The 22285-nt window shown below is 47.0% G+C and carries 20 protein-coding genes; 14 read left to right on the forward strand and 6 right to left on the reverse strand.

What is annotated here, in order from left to right; genetic code table 11:
* The first annotated feature begins 246 nt into the window (after nucleotides 1-246).
* Entirely contained in the window at nucleotides 247-1152 is a 906-nt protein-coding gene (locus D1627_RS06580) for a cyanophycinase (protein ID WP_119431435.1), read from the forward strand.
* Between the two features lie 10 nt (nucleotides 1153-1162).
* Here the strand turns inward: D1627_RS06580 and D1627_RS06585 are convergent, their stop codons facing one another.
* On the reverse strand, nucleotides 1163-2092 hold the full coding sequence (locus D1627_RS06585) for an isoaspartyl peptidase/L-asparaginase family protein (RefSeq protein ID WP_119431436.1): 930 nt from the start codon (nucleotides 2090-2092) through the stop codon (nucleotides 1163-1165).
* Between the two features lie 174 nt (nucleotides 2093-2266).
* On the opposite strand from D1627_RS06585, the gene D1627_RS06590 reads away from it, so the two are divergent.
* The 3 genes from D1627_RS06590 (at nucleotide 2267) to D1627_RS06600 (ending at nucleotide 5156) form a co-directional block, all read left to right on the forward strand.
* The gene (locus tag D1627_RS06590; protein WP_119431437.1) at nucleotides 2267-2641 is read left to right on the forward strand and encodes a DUF3127 domain-containing protein; all 375 of its coding nucleotides are present in this window, start codon (nucleotides 2267-2269) and stop codon (nucleotides 2639-2641) included.
* A 118-nt stretch (nucleotides 2642-2759) separates the two neighbouring features.
* On the forward strand, nucleotides 2760-3380 hold the full coding sequence (locus D1627_RS06595; protein WP_119431438.1) for an AlbA family DNA-binding domain-containing protein: 621 nt from the start codon (nucleotides 2760-2762) through the stop codon (nucleotides 3378-3380).
* 330 nt (nucleotides 3381-3710) lie between these two features.
* Complete coding sequence (locus D1627_RS06600) at nucleotides 3711-5156, forward strand: PhoH family protein (protein ID WP_119431439.1); 1446 nt, start codon at nucleotides 3711-3713, stop codon at nucleotides 5154-5156.
* 84 nt (nucleotides 5157-5240) lie between these two features.
* Here the strand turns inward: D1627_RS06600 and D1627_RS06605 are convergent, their stop codons facing one another.
* On the reverse strand, nucleotides 5241-5795 hold the full coding sequence (locus tag D1627_RS06605; RefSeq protein WP_119431440.1) for an SRPBCC family protein: 555 nt from the start codon (nucleotides 5793-5795) through the stop codon (nucleotides 5241-5243).
* A 256-nt stretch (nucleotides 5796-6051) separates the two neighbouring features.
* Between D1627_RS06605 and D1627_RS06610 the strand changes: the two genes are divergently transcribed.
* From D1627_RS06610 to D1627_RS06640, 6 genes are all read left to right on the forward strand, one after another.
* Complete coding sequence (locus D1627_RS06610; RefSeq protein WP_233555532.1) at nucleotides 6052-6450, forward strand: YkvA family protein; 399 nt, start codon at nucleotides 6052-6054, stop codon at nucleotides 6448-6450.
* 236 nt (nucleotides 6451-6686) lie between these two features.
* Nucleotides 6687-8960, forward strand: a complete 2274-nt coding sequence (locus D1627_RS06620; protein ID WP_119431443.1) for a S46 family peptidase — start codon at nucleotides 6687-6689, stop codon at nucleotides 8958-8960.
* A 96-nt stretch (nucleotides 8961-9056) separates the two neighbouring features.
* Entirely contained in the window at nucleotides 9057-9866 is an 810-nt protein-coding gene (locus tag D1627_RS06625; RefSeq protein ID WP_119431444.1) for an alpha/beta fold hydrolase, read from the forward strand.
* Nucleotides 9867-9998: 132 nt separating this feature from the next.
* Nucleotides 9999-11177 carry a dipeptidase gene (locus D1627_RS06630; RefSeq protein WP_119431445.1) on the forward strand — a complete coding sequence of 393 codons (1179 nt, stop codon included), beginning with the start codon at nucleotides 9999-10001 and terminating at the stop codon, nucleotides 11175-11177.
* Between the two features lie 15 nt (nucleotides 11178-11192).
* A complete protein-coding gene (locus D1627_RS06635) occupies nucleotides 11193-11939 on the forward strand; it encodes a class I SAM-dependent methyltransferase (protein ID WP_119431446.1) in 747 nt (248 codons plus the stop codon).
* A gap of 260 nt (nucleotides 11940-12199) precedes the next feature.
* Entirely contained in the window at nucleotides 12200-12829 is a 630-nt protein-coding gene (locus D1627_RS06640) for a hypothetical protein (protein WP_119431447.1), read from the forward strand.
* An 87-nt stretch (nucleotides 12830-12916) separates the two neighbouring features.
* Here the strand turns inward: D1627_RS06640 and D1627_RS06645 are convergent, their stop codons facing one another.
* On the reverse strand, nucleotides 12917-13792 hold the full coding sequence (locus tag D1627_RS06645) for an SDR family oxidoreductase (RefSeq protein WP_119431448.1): 876 nt from the start codon (nucleotides 13790-13792) through the stop codon (nucleotides 12917-12919).
* A gap of 125 nt (nucleotides 13793-13917) precedes the next feature.
* Between D1627_RS06645 and D1627_RS06650 the strand changes: the two genes are divergently transcribed.
* Nucleotides 13918-14322, forward strand: a complete 405-nt coding sequence (locus D1627_RS06650) for a nuclease A inhibitor family protein (RefSeq protein WP_119431449.1) — start codon at nucleotides 13918-13920, stop codon at nucleotides 14320-14322.
* A 61-nt stretch (nucleotides 14323-14383) separates the two neighbouring features.
* Here the strand turns inward: D1627_RS06650 and D1627_RS06655 are convergent, their stop codons facing one another.
* Entirely contained in the window at nucleotides 14384-15271 is an 888-nt protein-coding gene (locus D1627_RS06655; RefSeq protein WP_119431450.1) for a DNA/RNA non-specific endonuclease, read from the reverse strand.
* Between the two features lie 150 nt (nucleotides 15272-15421).
* Complete coding sequence (locus tag D1627_RS06660; RefSeq protein WP_119431451.1) at nucleotides 15422-16876, reverse strand: phytoene desaturase family protein; 1455 nt, start codon at nucleotides 16874-16876, stop codon at nucleotides 15422-15424.
* Between the two features lie 79 nt (nucleotides 16877-16955).
* On the opposite strand from D1627_RS06660, the gene D1627_RS06665 reads away from it, so the two are divergent.
* The 3 genes from D1627_RS06665 to D1627_RS06675 all read left to right on the forward strand — a co-directional run bounded on the left by D1627_RS06665 (nucleotide 16956) and on the right by D1627_RS06675 (nucleotide 19661).
* Nucleotides 16956-17786, forward strand: a complete 831-nt coding sequence (locus tag D1627_RS06665) for an SDR family oxidoreductase (protein ID WP_119431452.1) — start codon at nucleotides 16956-16958, stop codon at nucleotides 17784-17786.
* 101 nt (nucleotides 17787-17887) lie between these two features.
* The gene (locus D1627_RS06670) at nucleotides 17888-19126 is read left to right on the forward strand and encodes a BaiN/RdsA family NAD(P)/FAD-dependent oxidoreductase (RefSeq protein WP_119431453.1); all 1239 of its coding nucleotides are present in this window, start codon (nucleotides 17888-17890) and stop codon (nucleotides 19124-19126) included.
* A gap of 82 nt (nucleotides 19127-19208) precedes the next feature.
* Nucleotides 19209-19661 carry a ferritin-like domain-containing protein gene (locus D1627_RS06675; RefSeq protein WP_119431454.1) on the forward strand — a complete coding sequence of 151 codons (453 nt, stop codon included), beginning with the start codon at nucleotides 19209-19211 and terminating at the stop codon, nucleotides 19659-19661.
* 410 nt (nucleotides 19662-20071) lie between these two features.
* Here the strand turns inward: D1627_RS06675 and D1627_RS06680 are convergent, their stop codons facing one another.
* The gene (locus tag D1627_RS06680; RefSeq protein WP_119431455.1) at nucleotides 20072-21904 is read right to left on the reverse strand and encodes a DEAD/DEAH box helicase; all 1833 of its coding nucleotides are present in this window, start codon (nucleotides 21902-21904) and stop codon (nucleotides 20072-20074) included.
* Nucleotides 21905-22285 lie beyond the last annotated feature (381 nt).

The raw sequence follows: 22285 nt of genomic DNA on the forward strand, positions 1-22285 counted from the left end.
ACGACTGCCTAGGGTGCGAGTTTAGATAATAGAATTTATTATTAGTAAATCGACTAAATTTGACAGCAGGAGAATCTTAAAATATAACATTATATATATAGCTGCATGTTTATGGCTCAGCCGGCTGCCAGAGGCACACACTTTAGGTCTGATCTGACTATTAAATTGAAACGATTTTGGCTAAAAGCTGTAATCATAGTGTGAGTGTATTAAGTGAACCCATTAATTAAATTACCTATAGCACCCGTGGAGATACCTAAAGGAAAACTTATAGCAGTGGGAGGCAACGAAGACAAGGGCTCCTATCCTAACCCCGGAAAAAAAAAGAAGTACTACCTCGATTTTTTTGAGTTAGGCATCCTAAAGCGCTTTCTGAAAGAGATTCCTAAAAAACAGCCGCATATTGAAGTAATCACTACAGCTTCTATGATCCCAGAAGAAATCGGGGAACGCTATGTCAGCGCATTTGGGATTTTGGGTGTTGAGAACGTAAAGCTCATGCACATACGCAACGAGGAAGACGCCGCCAATAAAGCTTACATTAAGCGCATAAAGCAATGCGATGGGGTAATGTTTAGTGGCGGAGATCAATCGCGGATAACGCGCATGTTTCTAAACACAGAGATTCTGGGGGTATTGAAACACCGCTACATGAATGAGGATTTTGTGATAGCAGGCACGAGCGCGGGCGCCATGGCCATGTCGAGAGAGATGATTAAGGGTGGCAGTGCTACAGAGTCTTTATTGCGGGGCGCTGTAAAGATGGGCCAAGGCTTGCACATGATAGATGGTGTGATTATCGACACCCACTTTGTGATTAGAGGCCGTTTCGGCAGGTTGATGGAGGCGGTTGTGTCGCATCCCAAAACTGTAGGCATCGGACTTGGAGAGGATACAGGTGTATTAATAACTGAGGGCCATATGATTGAAACCATCGGCTCCAACCTTGTAGTGATAGTGGATGGCCATGAGGTTAAGTACACGAATATCAACGAAGTGGAAAAAGGTCGCCCTGTTGCCATTGACCATATGGTAATGCACGTGCTAGCCAAAGGCAACCTATTTGATATGCACGCACGCAGATTTTATCAGGATGAGGAAGCCTATAAGCATGCTCAGTTGTCATTAGCTTCGGCCAATGGCCAAGGTTAGTCGGCAGGTTTTATTTATAGATTGCTGTAAATGTTTTTTGGTCAGCTGTTTTGCTGGCTCGGTACATGCCTTCCGAATTAAATGGCAAGGCAATTTCACCAGCATTAGTAACTGCAATCAATCCTCCTTCTCCACCCAAAGCCACCAGTTTTTTCATAACCACTTCCTCGCAGGCCTGTTGCAAAGTATAGCCTTTGTACTCCATCAGGCAGGAAACATCATAGGCCACTACGGCTCGCATGAAGTACTCTCCGTGCCCGGTGCACGAGATGGCGCACGTTAGGTTATTGGCATAAGTCCCTGAGCCAATGACAGGTGTATCGCCGATACGGTTATAGCGCTTATTTGTCATGCCGCCAGTGGAGGTGGCAGCAGCTACATTTCCGTGTACATCCACAGCCACAGCGCCTACAGTGCCGAATTTCTTGTCATGGTTCTCGCTATGGTCTAGTTGGTAAGTATCTGAATCGCGAACCTGGCTCCATTGCTCAAATCGGAATGTATCGAAAAAATATCGCTCAGGGGCAAACGCAATCCCATGGTTAAGCGCAAACTCTTCCGCGCCATATCCGCTCAGCATCACATGCTCTGAATGCTCCATAATGGTGCGCGCCAATAGAATCGGGTTTTTTATACTTCTAACGCCGGCAACTGCACCGGCTTTAAGCGTTTTACCGCACATAATGGCAGCATCCATTTCGTGCTTGCCTTCTTTTGTAAATACACTACCCCTGCCTGCATTAAATAAAGGGCAATCTTCCAGGCTGCCTACTGCTAGCGCAACGGCTTCCACGGCTGATTTACCCTGGGTCAGTGCCTTGTGGCCAAGTTCTATGGCCTCCTGCAAGGCGGCTTTATAGGCTGTCTCCTGAGTGGACGTTAACGAGGACCTTGTGATGGTGCCCGCTCCTCCATGGATAGCTATTGCGGTTTTGTTCATATTAGGTATATACCAATCTGGATGTGCTCCCCTTTACGCCATGCTTGTTCTCACCGTTTTGCTATCCATACTTTTTTAGCATTTTTGTGCACCTGTGCCTGGGCTTTGAACCCATTTCCGGTGAAAATTAGTTATCTTTGTATAGAGTAAAACAACCTATTTAATTATTTCATTATGTCTTTTGATATCCAAGGTAAGCTGTACGAAATCTTTGAGGAGCAGCAGATCAGCGACAAATTCAGGAAGCGCGAGTTTGTGCTGGAAATTCCGGATGGCTCTTACACGCAGTATGTTAAGTTTCAACTGACGCAGGATAAGTGCAACCTGCTTGATTCATATAAAAACGGCGACGAGGTGAAAGTTACGTTTAACCTAACGGGTAAGCCATTCACCAAGAACGGCCAAACGATGTACTTCACCAACCTGCAAGCTTGGAGAATGGAGCCAGCCGGCAGCGAGTTCGGAGGTGCACCAGCCGGCAATGCCGCCCCACAGCAGGATGCCCCGTCGTTCTACAGCAGCGACGCAGACAATGATCTGCCATTCTAAGAACCTGTTTTTATTTTTATAGACGGAAAGCGAGCTTTTTTAAGCTCGCTTTTTGTTTGTTTATTATCAGTACTCACTTTAAGTCCGGCTGTTGAGCTTGGCATCAGATAACTATACTATGGATGAACTGCAGCGCCTCATCACGTATGGGGAGAACGATAAGGTGGATTTTAAACAGCGCGTTACCAAGCCCGATAAAATTGCCCGCACCATTGTGTCATTTGCCAACACACGGGGTGGGATAATACTGGTTGGTGTGAAAGATAACGGGTATGTATGCGGTGTGGATCCGGAAGAAGAAAAACATACCATTCAGCTTGCCGCAGACTTTTACTGCAACCCACCCGTGCCGATCAGCTATGAGGAGGTTGAACAGGAAGACCGAACAGTTCTGAAAGTCATCATTCCGGAGAGCAGCCGCAAACCGCATTTTGCAAAACTTAAAGAAGATGACTGGCGCGGATACGTGCGCGTGAACGATACCAGCGTGCAAACTAGCAGAATGGTGAATAAAGTGCTTGAGTCGTCTACGCCAGCTTTTGAGCAATTGCCGCTAAACCGCCACGAGCTTAGTGTAATTGATTATCTAAAACTACACCCCCGGATTACCTTGAGGCAGTTTATGAAAATGGCTAACCTTTCAGAGCGGCGCGCCTATCGTATCATGGTTAAGTTGGTGATACATGGCTACCTGCTATTGCACGATAAAGAGAAAGAAGAATTCTACACTTTGGTTTAAGCGCCTATCCAGCGGTAAAGTATGTGGAGCACCTTAAAATCGGATGCGTTTATACTTTGAGCGCACTCTTAATAATAAATTTTATACTTTTCAAAAAAACATTTCATTATAAAAAAGTTAAAAGCCTGCGCATAACATTTTAACTATCAGACATATATAGTATTTATTCGATGTTTTGGCTCTCAACAACTTGTTTCTAAAGAGATAAGGCTCACTTCTTGAGGCGTCCGGTAATGGGTTTGGTACGTAAACCTTAGTAAGCGATTAACCAGCGCAATGCTGCGCGTAGCTTAGTAAACAAGCAAAGGTTTCACCCTAATCCTTACGCTCATGCCAAAAGCAACTAAAGAATCGAACGCCTCCACCCCTTCTGGCGCCAAACCTTCTCGCAAATCTGGTAACCCCAGTAAAGCAGCCAAAACCTCTACCAATTCCCTGAATGGCCAGCAGCCTGTAGTGAGCAGGAAAGTTTTTGTTTTAGATACCTCCGTCATACTTTATGACCACAGCGCCATCCAGAATTTCCAGGAGCATGACGTTGCCATTCCGATAACAGTTTTAGAGGAACTTGATAACTTTAAAAAGGGCAATGATATCAAGAACTTTGAGGCGCGTGAATTTATTCGTTTCATAGATAAGTTGTCGGCTGAGCACCGCTTGCAGGAATGGCTCCCTTTGAATGGTAAGAACAAAGGCTTTTTTAAGGTGCTGATGAACCATGAGACGACAGAGGTAAACGCTATTAATATCTTCGGGGATAAAAACGACCACCGCATACTTAACTCGGCACTACGCCTGCAGGAAGAGAAGCCAGAGAGCAAAGTTGTACTTGTCACCAAAGACATTAACCTCCGCCTGAAAGCACGGGCACTAAATATTACATCGGAGGATTACGAAACCGGAAAAATTCAGGATGTTGCCGGCCTTTACACCGGTAACGATACCATTGAAGACGTGCCAGCCGCTGCCATTAATGAGCTTTACGAACACAATACATGCGAACCGCATAAGGTGCTGGAGGCCGCCCCGACAGATAACCATTTCTTCATCCTGAAGAGTTTTAAAAATTCTGTACTAGCCTTTTATAACGCCTCCGAAAATCTGTTGGAGCGTGTTGATAAAATATCTGCCTATGGCATTAAACCACGCAACGCCGAACAGGCTTTTGCCTTGCACGCGCTCCTGAATCCTGCCATTAAACTAGTAAGTATACAAGGTGTGGCTGGTACTGGCAAAACCTTACTGGCCCTGGCCGGAGCCCTTGAGCAGCGCCGCGAGTATAAACAGGTATACCTGGCGCGCCCGGTTGTTCCGTTGAGCAACAAAGACATTGGTTACCTTCCCGGCGATATCAAATCAAAGTTAAACCCATACATGGAACCCCTATGGGACAATCTGAAATATATACAGAATCAGTTTCAGGAGTCGAGCAAGGAGTTTCAGAAGCTGCGCGATATGGTGGAGCTCGAAAAGTTGCTAATTACGCCGCTGGCCTACATCCGTGGTCGCAGCTTATCCAATATTATTTTTATAGTAGATGAGGCTCAGAACCTTACGCCGCACGAGGTGAAAACCATTATTTCGCGGGCCGGGGAGAACACTAAGATTATCTTTACAGGAGATGTTTACCAAATTGATACACCTTACCTGGATTCGCAGAGTAACGGCTTATCTTACCTGATAGATAGAGCCAAAAACCACCCGCTCTACGCTCACATCACCTTGCTGAAAGGCGAGCGCTCAGAACTGGCAAACCTGGCTAACGAGCTGCTGTAGAGCAAGAACATGCGCCTGACTTGATTTTATACTTTAAATTTAAAATTTGCTCTTTTAGCGATTTAAACGGAGAAACTGCTGTTATTAAAGCGATGCCCTCTTCTTGCCTTTGCTATGAATCAGAGTCTTCAGGCCTAATAAGCCTTGCGTAGTTTCCTGCTCCATCTTATACTTATAAAGCAGCCCGGAGATTCTCTCCAAAGGGGTGGGGCCAAGTATAAGTTGCTGCTGCCATACTACTTTGGTGCTATCGCCTCCGTCTGTTAACTTGAATGACCCTTGGATAGCTTTGTCACTGTTGGTGCTTTGGCGCTGGTAAGAGATGCTGTCGGGATCTATGCTTTCGGTAAAAATGATGGAGCCGTTGCCAGCTCTGTCGCCGCTCCATTGCAGCCGCGATCCTTTGCCGCGCAGGGGGCCTGCGTAAAGGTGGATGATGCTTGGATCGTGTTTCTTGCTTAGCACGCTCCAGTTAGCCCATTGGGTTGGGTCGTTTAGGTATGGGTATACTTCTTCGCGGGGTTCTGGCAGGTAAATGGCCTGTTGCACATGAATTTGGGTTGGCAACAGGTAGCTGGCGCCAAAGGCAGCTGCACACAAAAGTAGCAGCAATAACAGCACTGTTCGGAGCAGCTTCATCGTGTAACGTCAGGTTAATTAGATGTTTGTATTATAAACAGGAATAAGTGCACCAATTTTAAGGACGTTTAGTGAGCTAAACAAGCGGTTTAGGTATAATTATTTTTTAATTTAGGGCACTAAATTTGTAAGAGACAAATGCAGGCAGCTTTTAGCCGCCGACTCACGTACAGGTGAATAAAATTTTAACTTAACATATTATGTATATATGCTGAACGATTGGATAAAGAAAGGTATGAAATTCTCCCAAAACCCCATGTTCAAAAAGTTCACGGGTAAGGCAGGTGCGCTCCTTTCTAAGCCCATGAAACTGGGCTTGCTGCTTACAACCGCCTATGGCAAACTGGTAAACGTAGACAGTAAAGAAAATGGTTTTGAGCAGCTGAAGCGTTTGATGCAAACTTTTATCCGGTTGGTTCGGGCTTATATGCGCGGCGATTACCGTGATGTATCTAAAAAGTCGTTAGTGCTGGGGGTGGCTGTGCTGCTTTACCTGGTTACTCCACTGGATATCATTCCGGATTTTATACCCGCCTTTGGTTTGCTGGATGACATAAGCTTGATGGCATGGTTTGTTGATGCTTTCAGTAAGGAGCTCACCAAGTTCAGGGAGTGGGAAATCGATACTACTTATGAGCATATAGGCGGATTCTAATTAACTACCGGCTCATTATTAATACAGTACCCTCCTTTACAATAAAGTTTATTTATTGTAAAGGAGGGTTTCTTTTTGCGCTTCAATAAGTATAAATGCCTCTTCTGGCTGCTAGTATGCCTTAGCCGCTCCTTCATTAAATAAGCACTTATCCATACAGGCTGGTACCTTAATTGCTCTGTCTGGATTAAATAGCTAACTTCAGCGCAAATTTTCATACAACATTAATAACATCCATGATCAGCAAACGCATATTATCTTTTTTTGCGGCTGCTTTCCTGAGTATTGGCATAACTGCTGCCCGCCCCGACGAGGGCATGTGGTTACCGATGCTTCTGAAACAGCTGAACGAAGCCGAAATGCAAAAGAAAGGCATGAAGCTCACCGCCGAGGACATTTACAGCGTCAATCAGTCGAGTTTGAAAGACGCCATCGTGTCGTTTGGAGGGTTCTGCACCGGTGAGATGATTTCTCCGGAAGGACTGTTGCTTACCAACCACCACTGCGGTTACGGCGCTGTGCAATCGCACAGCACCGTGGAAGACGATTACTTAACCGATGGCTTTTGGGCCATGAACCGCGCACAGGAATTGCCAAACCAAGGCCTGACAGCCACGTTCATCGTGCGGATGGAAGACGTGACCAAAGACATTTTAGCCGGTACCGATGCCGCTAAAACAGAAGCGGAGCGTGAGTCTATTATTCAGCGCAACATTTCTAAGGTTGGAAAAGCGGCCACCGCAGGCTCTCATTACGATGCCGTTATCAAGCCATACTTCTATGGCAACGAGTATTACATGTACATCACCGAAACGTTTAAGGATGTGCGCCTGGTAGGTGCCCCGCCTTCGTCTATCGGTAAGTTTGGTGGCGATACGGATAACTGGATGTGGCCACGCCATACCGGCGACTTCTCGCTGTTCCGCGTGTATGCCGGCCCTAACAACGAGCCAGCCGATTACTCGCCGGATAACAAGCCGTACAAGCCAAAGCATCACCTGCCTATTTCCTTAAGTGGTATCCAGGAGAAAGACTTTACAATGGTATTTGGTTTTCCGGGAAGAACCAATGAGTACCTTACCTCGCAGGCTGTAAAAGAGATTTACGAGGTTTCTAACCCTGCCAAGATTAACATTAGAGAAACTAAGCTGAACATCCTGGACAAGGATATGAAAGCCTCTGCCGAGGTGCGCATCAAGTATGCCGCCAAGTATGCCAGCATTGCCAACTACTGGAAAAAGTGGATCGGTGAGAACCGCGGTATCCGTAAGGCCAACGCCATTGAGGAGAAGCAGAAACTAGAGCAGCAGTTTGCCGGCTGGGTCGCCGCTGACCCGTCGCGCAAGGCAAAGTATGGCAATCTGCTCGCTGAGTTTGAGAAAAACTACAATGCACTGGAGGGAGTCACCATTTCCCGCGATTATATCAACGAAGCCGCTTTTGGCGTGGAGATCGTGAAACTGGCCAATAACTTTACCAAGCTGCAGGAGCAATTGGCGCAAAAGGCCCCGCAAAACGAGATCGATGCCCAAGTGGCCAGGTTGGAAAAGTACTCGGCTGAGTTCTTCAAAGACTATAATGCCCCATCAGATAAAAAGGTATTTGCCGCCTTGCTGAGCCTGTACTACAATAACATAGACCAGCAGCTGCACCCAACGGCCTTTGCCATGGTGCGCCAAAAGCATAAAGGCGATTTTTCAACGTATGCCGATGATGTCTTCAAAAACTCTGTGTTTACCTCAGAGGCTGGCGTGAAGAAAGCTTTGGCTGATGCCAAGGCCGGTAAGGATGTGTTCAAGAACGACCCTGCATTTATACTTGCAAGCAGCATAGCCGATTACTACCGCGTTAATATTATGCCGACCTACACAACGGTAAACGATAACCTGAACCTGCTGTACCGCACGTATATGGCTGGCCTGCGCGAGATGCAAAGCGATAAGAACTTCTATCCGGATGCCAACTCTACACTGCGCGTGGCTTACGGCGTGGTAGAGCCTTACGAGCCCGTAGATGGCGTAAAGTATAAATACTATACTACGCTGGAAGGAATTATGGAGAAAGCCGCTTCTGGTGCTGCCGAAGACTATGCCATTCCAGCTAAGCTGCGCGAGCTTTATGAGAAGAAAGACTATGGCCGCTACGGCATGAACGGCGAGATGCCGGTTGGTTTCATCGCCTCAAACCATACCACAGGCGGAAACTCAGGCTCACCGGTAATCAATGCCAATGGTCAGCTGATCGGCACTAACTTCGACCGTAACTGGGAGGGCACCATGAGCGACATCGTATACAACCCGAACCAGGTGCGTAACATTGCCGTGGATGCCCGCTACATGCTGTTTATAGTAGATAAATTTGCCGGTGCTGGCCATTTAGTGAATGAGATGACACTGGTAACCGACGATACCTCTGGCCTGCCGCAGGTTGATGCACGCAAAACCAAAGAAAAGCCTTCAAAAAAAGATAAGAAGCGCAAGAAAAAAGAAAAAGCAGAAGTTGGCCAATAGGCTCTCTTTCTGTTAAGTTTAAAATCCCCGGTCGATTCTTCGGCCGGGGATTTTTGCTTTCACGGATCTGTTGTAATTTGAGCAAAAGCTTACCTTATGTCTACGTTTCATACTTCTGAGCAGCTGCTCTGCTTCCAGGACCATCAACTTCAGGTTAAAACCTTCACGCCGGAGCATATAAAACCGGAGTTACCAAAACTGGTGCTGCTGCACGACTCGCTGGGGTGCATTAGCCTTTGGCGCGATTTCCCCGAGAAGCTGGCAGAACGAACCGGACTGGAAGTAATGGTGTACGACAGGCGCGGCTACGGCAACTCCACTCCTTTTGCAAATACTGCCCGACAACCGGATTACCTGGCGCGCGAAGCCGATGCACTGCATGAATTGCTGCAGCAACTTGAAATCTCCAAAGCCATACTTTTCGGGCATAGCGATGGCGGAAGTATAGCTTTGCTTGCCGCCGCGAAATACCCTGAAAAAGTAGCTGGGGTTATCACCGAAGGGGCGCATGTATTTGTGGAGGAGATTACCTTGGCTGGCATACGTTCCGCCGTGGAAGCCTATCAGCAAACCAACCTGCCTCAGAAACTGCAAAAGTATCACGGCGATAAGACCGATGCCGTTTTCCATGCCTGGGCCGATATCTGGCTTTCTGACCGATTCCGGGATTGGAATATAGAACTTTTCCTGCCTGCCATACTTTGCCCAAGCCTGATCATTCAGGGCGAGGAAGATGAATACGGTACGCTGGCCCAGGTCGAAGCCATTGTGGAGCAGGTTAAGGGTAAGGCTCAAAAACTGATCATACCCAAGGTTGGCCATACGCCGCACCGCGAAGCAACGCAGCAGGTGCTTACGGCTACAGTGGATTTTATACTTCTACGTGTGCTTGCAAGCCAAACATAGCCCTTTAATGTTCGGATTCTCCGGATAAAAAAGCTATATTTAATAGTTATACCTTTGCTAACCGCAGGCCTCCAGGTATACTTAAATCATACCTAAGACTATAAAAATGTGCTTTTTGCACAACGCCATACTATGAGAAAACAACGCCTGACCTTACCCTTAGCATTGCTTGCAGCCATCCTTAGCAGCACATCAGTTCTTGCCCAGGATTACAAGAAAATCCATCAGGATGCCATACTTGTAGACACGCACAACGATGTGCTAATCGCAGTTATGGAAGGCCTGGACATCAGCAAAGACTTGACCGGCAAAACCCACTCAGACCTGGCCAGGTTTAAGCAAGGCGGCGTGGATGCGCAGTTCTTTTCGGTTTGGAGTGATGAAACCGGCACATTTGCCTATGCCAACCAACAGATAGATTCTTTACAGGCGATTGTGAAGCGCCACCCTGACCAGCTGATGTTGGCAAACAACGTCAGTGATATTCGGAAAGCGGTGAAGGCTGGTAAAATGGCTGCGCTTATCGGTGTGGAAGGCGGCCACATGATCGAAGACGACATTAAAAAGCTGGAGCAACTGCATAAACGCGGTGCCCGCTACTTAACCCTTACCTGGAACAACTCTACTTCCTGGGCAAACTCTGCCATGGATGAGCGCTCTGGAAAGTTAAAGGATTCTGAGAAAGGATTGAACAAGCTGGGTCGCAAAATCGTGCAACGTATGAACGCGCTGGGCATGATGGTGGACTTAAGCCATGTGGGCGAAAAAACGTTTTGGGACGTAATGGCGATCACTAAAAAGCCTGTGCTTGTGTCGCATAGCAGCGTGTATGGCATCAACCCTGTTTTCCGGAACCTGAACGATGACCAGATCAAGGCTGTGGCAAGGAATAAAGGCGTGATTCAGCTAAACTTTTACTCCGGTTTCCTGGACCCCAATTTTACTACCCGGCTGGATGATTTCAACAAAGCGCATAAACCTGAGATAGACTGTTTAAAGGCGTCGGGCCAAAACAACGAGGCTGTCATGGATTTCCTGGCTAAGACCTATCCAAAGGAAGTTATGGAGCTGCGCCCCCCGCTCTCGCTGCTGCTCGACCACCTGGATTACGTTGTGAAGCTTGTTGGCGTGGATTACGTGGGCATGGGCTCAGACTTTGACGGCATCAGTTCGGCACCGCAGCAACTGGATGGCGTGCAGGATTACCCGCTGATAACCAAAGAGCTTTTGGCCAGAGGCTACACCGAAAAGGAAATTCAGAAGATTCTGGGTGAGAACCTGTTGCGTGTTTTTAAAGCAAATGCCGGTTAATTTATACTTACGAGCATGGCAACGCCAAAAGATAACTTCTCAGCGCAAGCCGCAGCGTACGCTGCCTTTCGGCCGCATTACCCAAAAGAGCTTTATGATTTTCTGTACAGTCTGCCGGGCGCAAAACAGGCTGCCTGGGATTGTGGCACCGGAAACGGACAGGTAGCCGTAGAGTTGGCCGAGAAGTATGAAAATGTTTATGCCACCGACATCAGCGAGGCGCAGTTACAGCGAGCACCCGAGCGGGCCAACATAAAATACATACTTTGCCAGGCCGAGCAAACGCCCTTGCCAGCTGCCTCTGTAAATATAATAACGGTAGCGCAAGCAGTGCATTGGTTTGACTTTGAAAAGTTTTATACTGAGGTGCAGCGTGTGGCACGTCCAGATGCCTGGTTGGCCATTTGGGGCTACGGACTTTTGCAGATCTCTCCAAGTATTGACCCAATAATTAACCGCTTCTACTTTGATATTGTTGGCCCCTATTGGGATACTGAGCGTAGCTACCTGGACCAAAAGTATACTTCTATTCCCCTCCCTTTTCCGGAGCACCCTGCACCTGCATTTGGCATAGACCTACGCTGGACGCTCAATCATTTTATGGGGTACCTCAGCTCATGGTCAGCTGTGAAGCATTACGAGCGAAAGCACGGCAAATCTCCTCTGCCGGACCTCCAAAGACAACTACAGCAAGTGTGGCCAGATAATGCAACACAGGCTATTGAGTTTCCGATCTTTATGCGGCTTGCTGCCGTTTGTTGACTAATTCCTCTACCCCTCACTCCCATACTTTCCTCCCTTTTTTGCGCTCATCCTAACGCTGCCCGTGTCATCAAATCTTCAAGCTTTAGTATAGAATAAACATTTTAGCTGCTTAACGCTTTAAGCATAATTAAATTTTTAACAAGCCCTGGTGACTAGCATCGCCAGGGCTTTCTTGCTTTTAGAAGAAGCATAATTAGCTTTTGCAAATATTTCTAAAAGTATATACATTTGAGTTTATACACTTCTAAAACAAACTTATGAAACAGCTTTTACTCGCAGTACTTCTTCTTTTACTTGTTATTCCGGTCAGCCTTGCTCAGGATATCATCATGAAGCGATCCGGTGAAAAAATAGAAGCAAAAGTGCTGGAAATCACACCCACGGAGGTCAAGTATAAGCGCCACGCCAGCCCCGATGGACCTGTTTATACAGTGCTTAAGAACGACATCTCCGTGATTCAGTATGCTGACAACACGAGCGAGTCTTTCGAGATAACGGATGTTGCACAGCCCATTGCCACAACCCAGCCTATAGAATCTTCTACTCCTGTTGTGCTTCCGTCTAGCGCTGGTAATAATGTAGACCTTTACGCTAAAGGCCAATCCGATGCAATAACTTATTATGATGGGTACAAGCCAGCCAGTACGGGGACGCTGGTTACAAGCTTGCTTAGTCCTTTGATCGGTTTGATACCTGCCGTAGCCTGCTCTGCCACAACGCCCCGCGATCATTCTTTGGATGCACCCTCGCATGAGCTGCTGGCCCAGCCCAACTATAAAACGGGTTACAAAAAAAGGGCGCGTAAAATTAAATCAGGCAAAGTTTGGAAAAACTGGGCTATTGGGCTTGGTGTAAATGTGGTGCTTGCCGTACTTATCGCTCAATAGATTTAGACTATGCATCTATGCTAAAACAGAGGGGCCTGGCAAACTAGTATTGCCAGGCCCCTCTGTTTTGCTTTATTAAAGAATTCACTACTGCCCTTTGCCGCGCATTTGCTTTTCCATGGCATCCCACATTTCCTGCGGTATCTGATCGAAAGAATTGAACTCTCCTGCTCCGTGCAGCCACTCGCCGCCATCAATGGTAACCACCTCTCCGTTAACGAAGGCAGCATAATCTGAAACCAAGTAAGCGGCCAGGTTGGCCAGCTCCTGATGCTCTCCAAATCGCCCAACTGGGATACGCTTGAGCGGGTCCAATTTTTCTGCCAGCTGCTTCGGGAATAGTCGGGTCCAGGCGCCTTCAGTAGGGAATGGCCCGGGCGCAATGGCATTGGAACGGATACCATACTTGGCCCACTCAGAGGCAAGCGAGCGCGTCATGGCAAGTACGCCGGCTTTGGCGCAGGCCGATGGCACCACATAACCGGAGCCAGTCCATGCATAGGTTGTCACGATGTTAAGTATAGCTGCCTCCTGCTTCTGCTCTAACCAGTGCTTGCCTAATGCCAGGGTGCAGTTATAGCTGCCTTTCAGCACAATATCGGTTATCACATCAAATGCCTTGTGGCTAAGCCGCTCTGTGGGGCTCACGAAATTGCCCGCAGCGTTGTTTACCAGCACATCTACCTTCCCAAAGCGTTTAAGCGTAGTTTCCAGCATGGCTTCAATCTCGTTATACTTGCGCACATCGCAGGCAATGGGCAGCACCGTGCCGCCAGTTTCCTCGGATAACTCTTTGGCGGTTTGCTCCAGCACATACAGCTTACGGCTGCAGATTACGGCATTTGCCCCTAACTCAAGAAAATATTTGACCATGGAGCGGCCCAGTCCCGTGCCTCCACCAGTTACGATGATAGTTTTATCTTTTAGAGCGCCCTCTTTTAACATAGGTTCAGCTTTAATCATACGTATAGGTTTATTAGTGATGCCGGAGGAAAGCCCGTCGATCCTCCATTTAAACTAAAGATAAGCATACTGATGCATTTAATGCAGCAAAACCACTTCTTTTACAAACTGAACAAACTAAAACTATGGAAATCGAAGAATTGAAAAAAGAACTGATGCAGGCCAGTGAAGGCTTACTGATGCAAAGCGAAACAGACGCCCCTTTTGAGTTTTATTACCACGAAAAGCCGGAATCGGAGCCATTTACCGAAGATACCATAGTAGAGTGGGACGGCAAACCCGGAGGCGCTAAAGTAGAGATAGTAGCAGTGGAGGAATTTCTGAAGAATATGACTCACCCTGATTCGGATGCCGCTCAAGAACAACACGAGAATGCTGAACGATTCAGGTTGCTGCAAGTTAAACTTAAAGAATTACTGCAGGATGTTAAAGTGTTTAAAATAAGCCAAGTATCGATGCCTGTTTACCTGATCGGAAAAACTGAAAACGGCGATTATGCCGGGCTCAAAACGCTTGTAGTGGAAACCTAAAAACACAGGGCCTCCGCTAAGTATAACGGAGGCCCTGTGTTTTTTAAAGTCGCTGTAATTACTACTGCGTTGGGCCATTGTCAACCTGCGCTTCAATTACATTCTGCACCGATGTAGACACATTTGAGAGTAAGTTATACCCCATTTTTGCCTCAATGGCATCTACAGTGGTGCGGTAACTACCCCAGCTACTGCTTGCCGAGTTAGAGTTTGGTGTATCTATGGCAATTACACGTGTGCTGGTAGTCACGCGGCTCACATCGTTGGTGCCAACAGGTAGCACTACAATTACTTTCCAGACACGGTTCGGTACTGTTACTTTTCCTCCGGCAATGGTCGTAGCGTAGCCGTTGCTTCCGTCTCCTCCGGTGCCGTAGCTTCCCATAATTACATAGAGCTCGTTACCTTGGTTTACTAGCGTGCGGCAGTAGTTCTCCAGGTTGGCCCAGGTTTTCTGGTTGTTGTTCGGAGCCTGCGGGATCATGTTAGTCATCAGGAAGGTAGCTGAATTATCTGCCACAGTTAAGGTTCTGTCTGCGGATGGGCAATTATGTCCCCTATCAAATCCGCTGCCTGTGTAGTCTGTTGAGGTTACTTTGTAAAAACTGCTTGGCAATGAGGTGTCCGAGCGAAAATCGTCCTGCCGCGGCGCCGACCCGAGCCATGCACTGCTCAGGTGCCAGCTTACCCAGTTGGGTGTGCCCCGGTAGCTGTTGTAAGACATGCTGTACTGCGGTTTGGTAACAAGGTAGTTCGAGTAACTGGTGCCCGCACCGCTTGGGTTACCCATGGCCAAGTTACTGTCCTGCGTGGCACTTGCGTTAGCAGCCACACTCATACCCTTCAACTCCTGAGAGTCAGTGTCTGGTTTTACACTATCTTTAGAACAGGAAACCAACATCCATCCGGTTAAGGACAGGTACATTACACGTTTTAAATACTTTAACATAGACATATAGGTTTATTATTATACATCAAATATGCTATGAGTTGCGGAGATTTATGTTACCGGTATGTAAATATTTTATGAAACTCCAATAATCTTTATTGTGGTATAATTTGCAAAGGTTTAATACTACAATAAGGCCAGTTTTTGCTGCTAAAAATGATCCTGAAGTAACTTCTCTACTGCAATTATCCCACTCAAACAGACGCCCGGTATGCCCTGCCCGGGGTAGGTTGAGTCCCCACAGATGTAAGCTCCGTCATGATCAAGCCGTGCATCTTTCATCTGCCAAGGTTTTATTTGCTTGTATTGCGGATAGCCGCCTACCGCTCCATAAGCACGGTGTGTCCAGAAGTTCCAGGCGCCCGGCGTGGCAGAATGCTTTACAAGTATAGATTTTAGATCAATAAGTCCTGCTTTGCAAAGTGCCGTAAGTATGGCATCTTCCAAAATGTACTTTTGTTCTATGCGTAGATTTTCCGGATCGGGTACGTGCGTGCTGATGCTGGCAACCATCTGTCCGGCCGGGGCGCGTAAGGTATCGTTAGGGTCACTGAAACTGATGAAGAAGCTTTTACTGCCTATCAGCGGTAAACCCTCTGGCACGTGTACCTGGTGGTGCAACACCGCTGGCGGCTGCTTTAACTTAAGCACTAGTCCCATGGTAAATGCTCCGTTCAGTTTTTCAGAAGGGAGTATATACTTCCCTAATTTGCTTTTTAATCGTTCATTTTTAAATAGCTGAAGTGTGTTGTTTAAAGGAATGCCTGAGATTACATACTTGCTTTGGAAGGTTTGATTATTCGTTTTGATCCAGTACATCCTACCTGTTTTTTTTACAGACTCGACCTGCTGTCCATACTTTATCTCGCCATTGTTTTCTGTAATGTAAGCTTCTACAGGCTTCACAAGGTTTATTAAGCCGCCAGGCACATAGTAGTTGCTGTATAACGTATAGCAGAGCGCTGTAGCACCGAACAGCTCGTTAACTTCGTGGATGTGATTCTGCGCGGTAATTAGCAATTGTTCATTTACAAAGTCTAAAAAGGGTTTGTTTTGCAGCAAATCATACTTCCGCAATACGTCTTCCATTGTCCTGAAAGCCGCAGGTAATAAGGCAAGCTGGCCAGGCCGGGCCCTGCACACAGAAAGTATAAGGTCTTTGGTGTTTGAGATCGGGAAGCTGCGTTGCTGCAGCGAGGCTTGCCATACCTGCTGGCTCACCTTAAAGCAATGCTGCCAGAATGGCCGTTGGTTATACTTCCCGAAAACACGTTCAGCCTCCGCTAACCACGCCTCAAGGTTTCGATAACGCGTCAGCATTTGCCCTGAGGGCAGATGCACTTGCATGGGGAGTTCCAGTTTCTGCGCTTTGATTTGTATACCTGTTTTATCGAGTAGGTAGCGCAGCGGCATGTTTTGGTCAAGGCCTACAAGTGTAGTGGCGCCTGTCTCAAACCAGTACCCTTTACGCTTGTAACTGCTGGCGCAGCCCCCTGGGTACTTTGCCTGCTCCAGCACACATACACGGAGCCCTTGTCTTGCAAGTAGTGCCGCCGCCGAAAGTGAGCCAAACCCTGAGCCTATTAAAACAACATCATATTCCATTTATACTTTTCTTTGTACCCGGAAATGATTTTCTAACAGAAGCCATTGCTTTTTGTTAGTAGCACATGTAATAATAACTATGGATACGAAGCAAACAATAAGTATTATGGGGTGTGGCTGGCTCGGCTTACCGCTTGCCGAACAATTGCTGCAGCACGGCTACACTGTAAAAGGGTCTACCACTACACCGGGCAAAATCGAGTCGCTATTGTTAAAAGGCATTACGCCGTATCTTCTGGACCTAAGCGCCGATACGTTAGATGAACCCGCCCTAATGGATTTTCTGGATGCGCGCGTGCTTGTATTGAACATTCCGCCTCACCTGCGCTCAGATGGTGGGGAAAGCTATATGCACCAAATGCATCTGCTGTTAAAAAAACTTTTAGCGTCATCGGTAAGCAGGGTGCTTTTCGTTTCATCCACTTCGGTGTACCAGGATCTCAACCGCGTAGTTACCGAAGAGGACATCATTTTTACCGAGGAGCAGCAACCTAACCACATGCTTTTGCAAGCCGAGCAGCTATTTCAGGAGCGTGAAGACTGGATGACAACCATTGTGCGCTTCGGTGGCCTGGTTGGGGGCAGCCGGCAGCCGGGTCGGTTCTTAGCCGGAAAAACAGGTGTGCCAAACGGAGATGGCCCTGTAAACCTTATCCATTTAGATGACTGCGTGGCCATACTGCAGCGCATAATTGAGCAGGAAAAATGGGGCCAGGTTTATAATGCTTGTGCCGATAGCCACCCTTTGCGTAGGGAGTTTTACAAGGCCGCTGCAGAAGCGCTTTGTCTCACGCCGCCTGTTTTTGCAGACATGTCCGAAACAGAGTTCAAACTGATCAATAGCCAGAAGTTAAAGGATGACCTGGCTTATCAGTTTATTCACCCCGACCCTATGACATTCTTTTCGTAAATTTGCGCAGTGCCAATTTTAAAGCCATTCCTGAATGCAGTTGCCATGTTAGCTTCAGGTGCGGGGCATTTTGCTTACATAACTAAACAAAAAACATAAGAATGCAGGTAGCAGTGATAGGTGGCGGAGCAGCCGGTTTTTTTGGAGCTATTGCATGTGCCGAAGCTAACCCGAACGTAAAGGTGCTGCTCCTCGAGAAGTCCGGCAAATTGCTTTCCAAAGTGCGCGTTTCCGGAGGGGGGCGCTGTAATGTCACGCATCACTGCTTTGTGCCTACGGTCTTCTCCCAGAATTACCCGCGAGGCGCTAAACCGCTTAAAGAGGCTTTGAAGGTTTTTGGTGCCCAACAGACGGTAGATTGGTTTCAGCGGCGCGGCGTGGCTTTGAAGGCTGAGGCAGATGGGCGCATGTTCCCGGTAACTGACTCTTCTGAAACCATCATAGACTGCCTGATGCGCGAAGCCAAACATGTGGGTGTGCAGATCAGGACCAATGCCGGGGTTCAGAGTATAACTCCAATGCAGGATGAAGACGGCAATCAAAAATTCATACTTCATTTGCTAGGCGGTGAAAGTATAGCCACTGATAGAGTAATGGTAGCCACAGGCGGAAACCCCAAGAGCCAAAGCTATGATTGGTTACGCCAACTTGGGCATACGATAAAAGAGCCAGTACCCTCTTTGTTTACTTTTAATGTGCCGGGCTCACCTTTAAAAGAGTTGCAAGGCGTTTCTGTGCCTCATGCCCGCGTACGAATTGCAAGTCAAAAGCTGGAGTATGAAGGGCCATTGCTCATTACTCATTGGGGCTACTCCGGACCTGCAGTGCTCAAGCTTTCTGCCTGGGGAGCGCGGTATTTTCATGATCAGAACTATACTTTTACTGGCCTCATAACTTGGGATGCTGGATTTACAGAGGAAAACTTACGGGATCAGCTGCATCAATTCCGTACGGCTCATCCCAAAAAGACAGTCGCCAGCAATGCTCTTTTTGGCCTGCCCCAGCGGTTATGGCGTGGGCTGTGCCAGGTGTCGGAGATTGAAGATGATACGCGTTGGATGGAAATGCCGGCAAAAAGCACGAACAAGTTAATTGAGGCGCTTTTGCGCATGCCGGCAGAGGTAAACGGAAAAACAACTTTCAAAGAAGAGTTTGTTACCTGCGGCGGAATAGATTTAAGCGAGGTAAACATGAAAACGTTGGAGAGCCGCAAACAATCAGGATTGTTTTTTGCAGGTGAAGTACTTGATGTTGATGGTATTACCGGTGGTTTTAATTTCCAGGCAGCTTGGACTACCGGATACCTTGCGGGCCAGCAAATAGCCTCTTCCTTCTCCTGATAAATTCAGCTGCCTTAGTTTGGCAACAAAAAAGATTCCTTAGCAGTATTACAGCATATAGAAACTAATATGTGTAATAACTATGGAAATTAATAAAGAAGTTTACTCTACCGTACACCACCTTATCGAGCGTTGTAAGGATGGCGCCAAAGGTTATAAAACGGCTGCTGAAGATGTGGAAGATAAAGACCTGAAAGATCTTTTTAGAAAGTATGCCGTGCAACGCGACAGCATGATTACCGAACTGCAGGATCAGCTGCACAAAATGGGCAAGACCGACGACGAGTCCAGCTCAATTGAAGGCACTATGCACCGCGCTTGGATTGACATCAAATCGGCACTCACTTCTAAAGATAGACATCGTGTACTGGAGGAATGCGAGCGTGGCGAAGACTATGCTGTGAAAGCCTACAAAGAGGCTCTTGAAAAAAACTTGCCAGGAGATCTCAAGCCAATTGTAGAGCAGCAGTATAATGACGTAAAAAGCGCTCATGATCATATCCGCTCCTTGCGTGATGCATCTAAAAATGCTTAACACCTGAAACTTAAAAAAGGAGCTGTAATAGGCTCCTTTTTTTATGTCCGCTTGGGTAGCTTTTTTCAGTAGTACACTTTTTTGAGTCTCTTCTTTGCAATCCGCGAAGTTATGCAGCGCAGGTGATAGTTTAATAGTGCTTAAAAAGCAATAAGGGTAACATCCGTCTGATGTTACCCTTATCAAATCTAACTGTATAAACAGTTAGCTTAATCTTCCAACCTTTTTATGATACTCCTTTTACGGCCTATGCTAAGCCTAGGTTATTAAATTTTTAAATTATTTTTAAATCAAAAAGGCCGACGTTTCAAGTCGGCCTTTTCTTTCAACTTTAAAAGGTTTTAAACTTCTAAAGCTGTAATACTATAATATACGGCAGTACTCTGCCTGAGTTACAATTTCAACAGAAATTAGAATCTTCTTTTGCGGAATCCGCCGCCACCGCCGCTTCTTCTATCGCCTCCACGATCTCCGCCACGATCACGATCTCCGCCTCCGCGTCTGTCGCCGCCACGGAATCCGCCACGGTCGCCACCACGATCACGATCACCACCGCGGAAGCCACCGCCGCCTCTACGGCCGCCACGGTCTCTGTCACGGTCACCACCGCCGCCAAAGCCGAAGTCTTCGCCTCCTTCTTTCGGGCCTGAACCTTTCTTCTGCGATTTCTCTACAACAACCATACGGCCATCATATTCCACGCGTCCGATGCTTTCTACAATTTCTGCGGTATATTCAGTAGGAACTTCAACAAAGCTGAACTTATCATACAGGTCGATATCGCCTACGCGTCCTTCCGGAATGCTGGAGTTCTGAGCTAACAGATCGATCAGGTCACGAGGGTGTACACGGTCTTTCTTGCCGATCGTGATGAACAAACGGTCCATGCCTTCCTTAGCTGCGCTAAGGCCTTTTTCGGCTTCAGCACCTTTTTCCTTAACTTTCTGCTCCTTTAGGTTCATTTTCAGAAGCGCAGCAGCAAGATCAAGCGGCGTATAACCATCAGTTTCGTTTACGAAACGCTCGATGCGTGCAACATGCTTGGCAAGGTGTCCTTTTTCAAGTACTTCCTTCACCTTGTCAAAGAACAAGTTCGTGCGGATCTCATTCACATCTTCCAGTGATGGAACTTGCTGCAACACGATTTTGGCTTTCGTGTAACGCATGATGTCCTTAAGCTTGTAACCGTCTGAACGGCCACCCACGAAAGAGAATGCTTTACCTGACTTACCGGCACGACCTGTACGGCCAATGCGATGTACATAAGACTCTTCGTCCTGCGGCAAATCGTAGTTGAAAACGGCTTCCACATTGTCCACGTCCAGGCCACGGGCAGCAACGTCTGTCGCTACCAGTATTTCCAGGGTGCCATTACGGAATTTATTCATTACAGCAGAGCGCTGGTTCTGGTTAAGGTCTCCGTGCAGGGCATCAGAGAAATAACCGCGTGCCTGAAGGCCACTAACCAGGTCATCGACCATACGTTTGGTATTACAGAAGATGATAACCGACTTCATGTTGTACATATCCAGAAGGCGGGAAAGAACTTCCTGCTTCGCGCTGTTACGTACTTCAAAGTAAGCCTGGTCAATGTTTGTTACCGTAAGTTCCTGGTGTACTACCTTAACTAGTACAGGATCGGTTTGGTAACGCTTTGTCATTTCCATGATCGGCTTTGACATAGTAGCCGAGAAGAAGATCGTCTGGCGATCTTCCGGGATGCGCTCCAATACATACTCAATGTCTTCACGGAAGCCCATGTCAAGCATTTCGTCCGCTTCGTCAAGTATGATTTTCTTCACACCGTCCAGCACCAAAGTGCCACGGTTAATATGGTCCATTACGCGGCCTGGCGTACCGATTACAATTTGAACGCCCTGCTTAAGTGCACGCAGCTGACGGTCGTAGCTTTGGCCGCCATAGATTGGCACCACGCTGATGCCTTGCTTATACTTTGCCAGTTTCTGAATTTCACCGGATACCTGGATAGCCAACTCACGCGTAGGGCACAGAATAAGTGCCTGTACGCTTCTGTTGTTGGTGTCAATAGATTCGATGGTAGGGATGCCGAAAGCGGCAGTTTTGCCTGTACCTGTCTGGGCCTGGCCAATAATGTCTTTACCTGCTAAAACAACCGGGATTGCTTCTGTTTGGATGGGAGAGGCTTCTTCGAAACCCATGTCAGCGATTGCACGCTGTACTTCCGGCGAAAGCGGAAGCTCTTCAAATCTGATTTTGTTCATCTAATTTTTTAATAACTGATATATCTGGAGGCAGCCTGGTAATCAACCATTCTCTACTGTATACGAGAGCGACAAATAAATAAAAACAACTAGGTTAGCCAACAGAGGAATATCCAGTTATCTGTAAATCAGACTGTTCCAAATCAAGCCGCAAAGGTAGGGATTTTTTTTGGTATTAGCTAAATATATCTAATCATTATTAATGTGTTCTACTGCAATTAACATAAAGTGCACTTAACCCTAAAAATTGCACCGTTTACTCAGTATTATATAAAATATTTATATAATTAAATTTTATTAGTAACTTAGTGATTAAGTTAAATAAATTATTAAAATATGGTAACTCTTTAATGGTGTACTCGTAATAACAGGCTATTAACC

The organism is Pontibacter oryzae (genome assembly GCF_003576375.1).
Lineage (GTDB): Bacteria > Bacteroidota > Bacteroidia > Cytophagales > Hymenobacteraceae > Pontibacter > Pontibacter oryzae.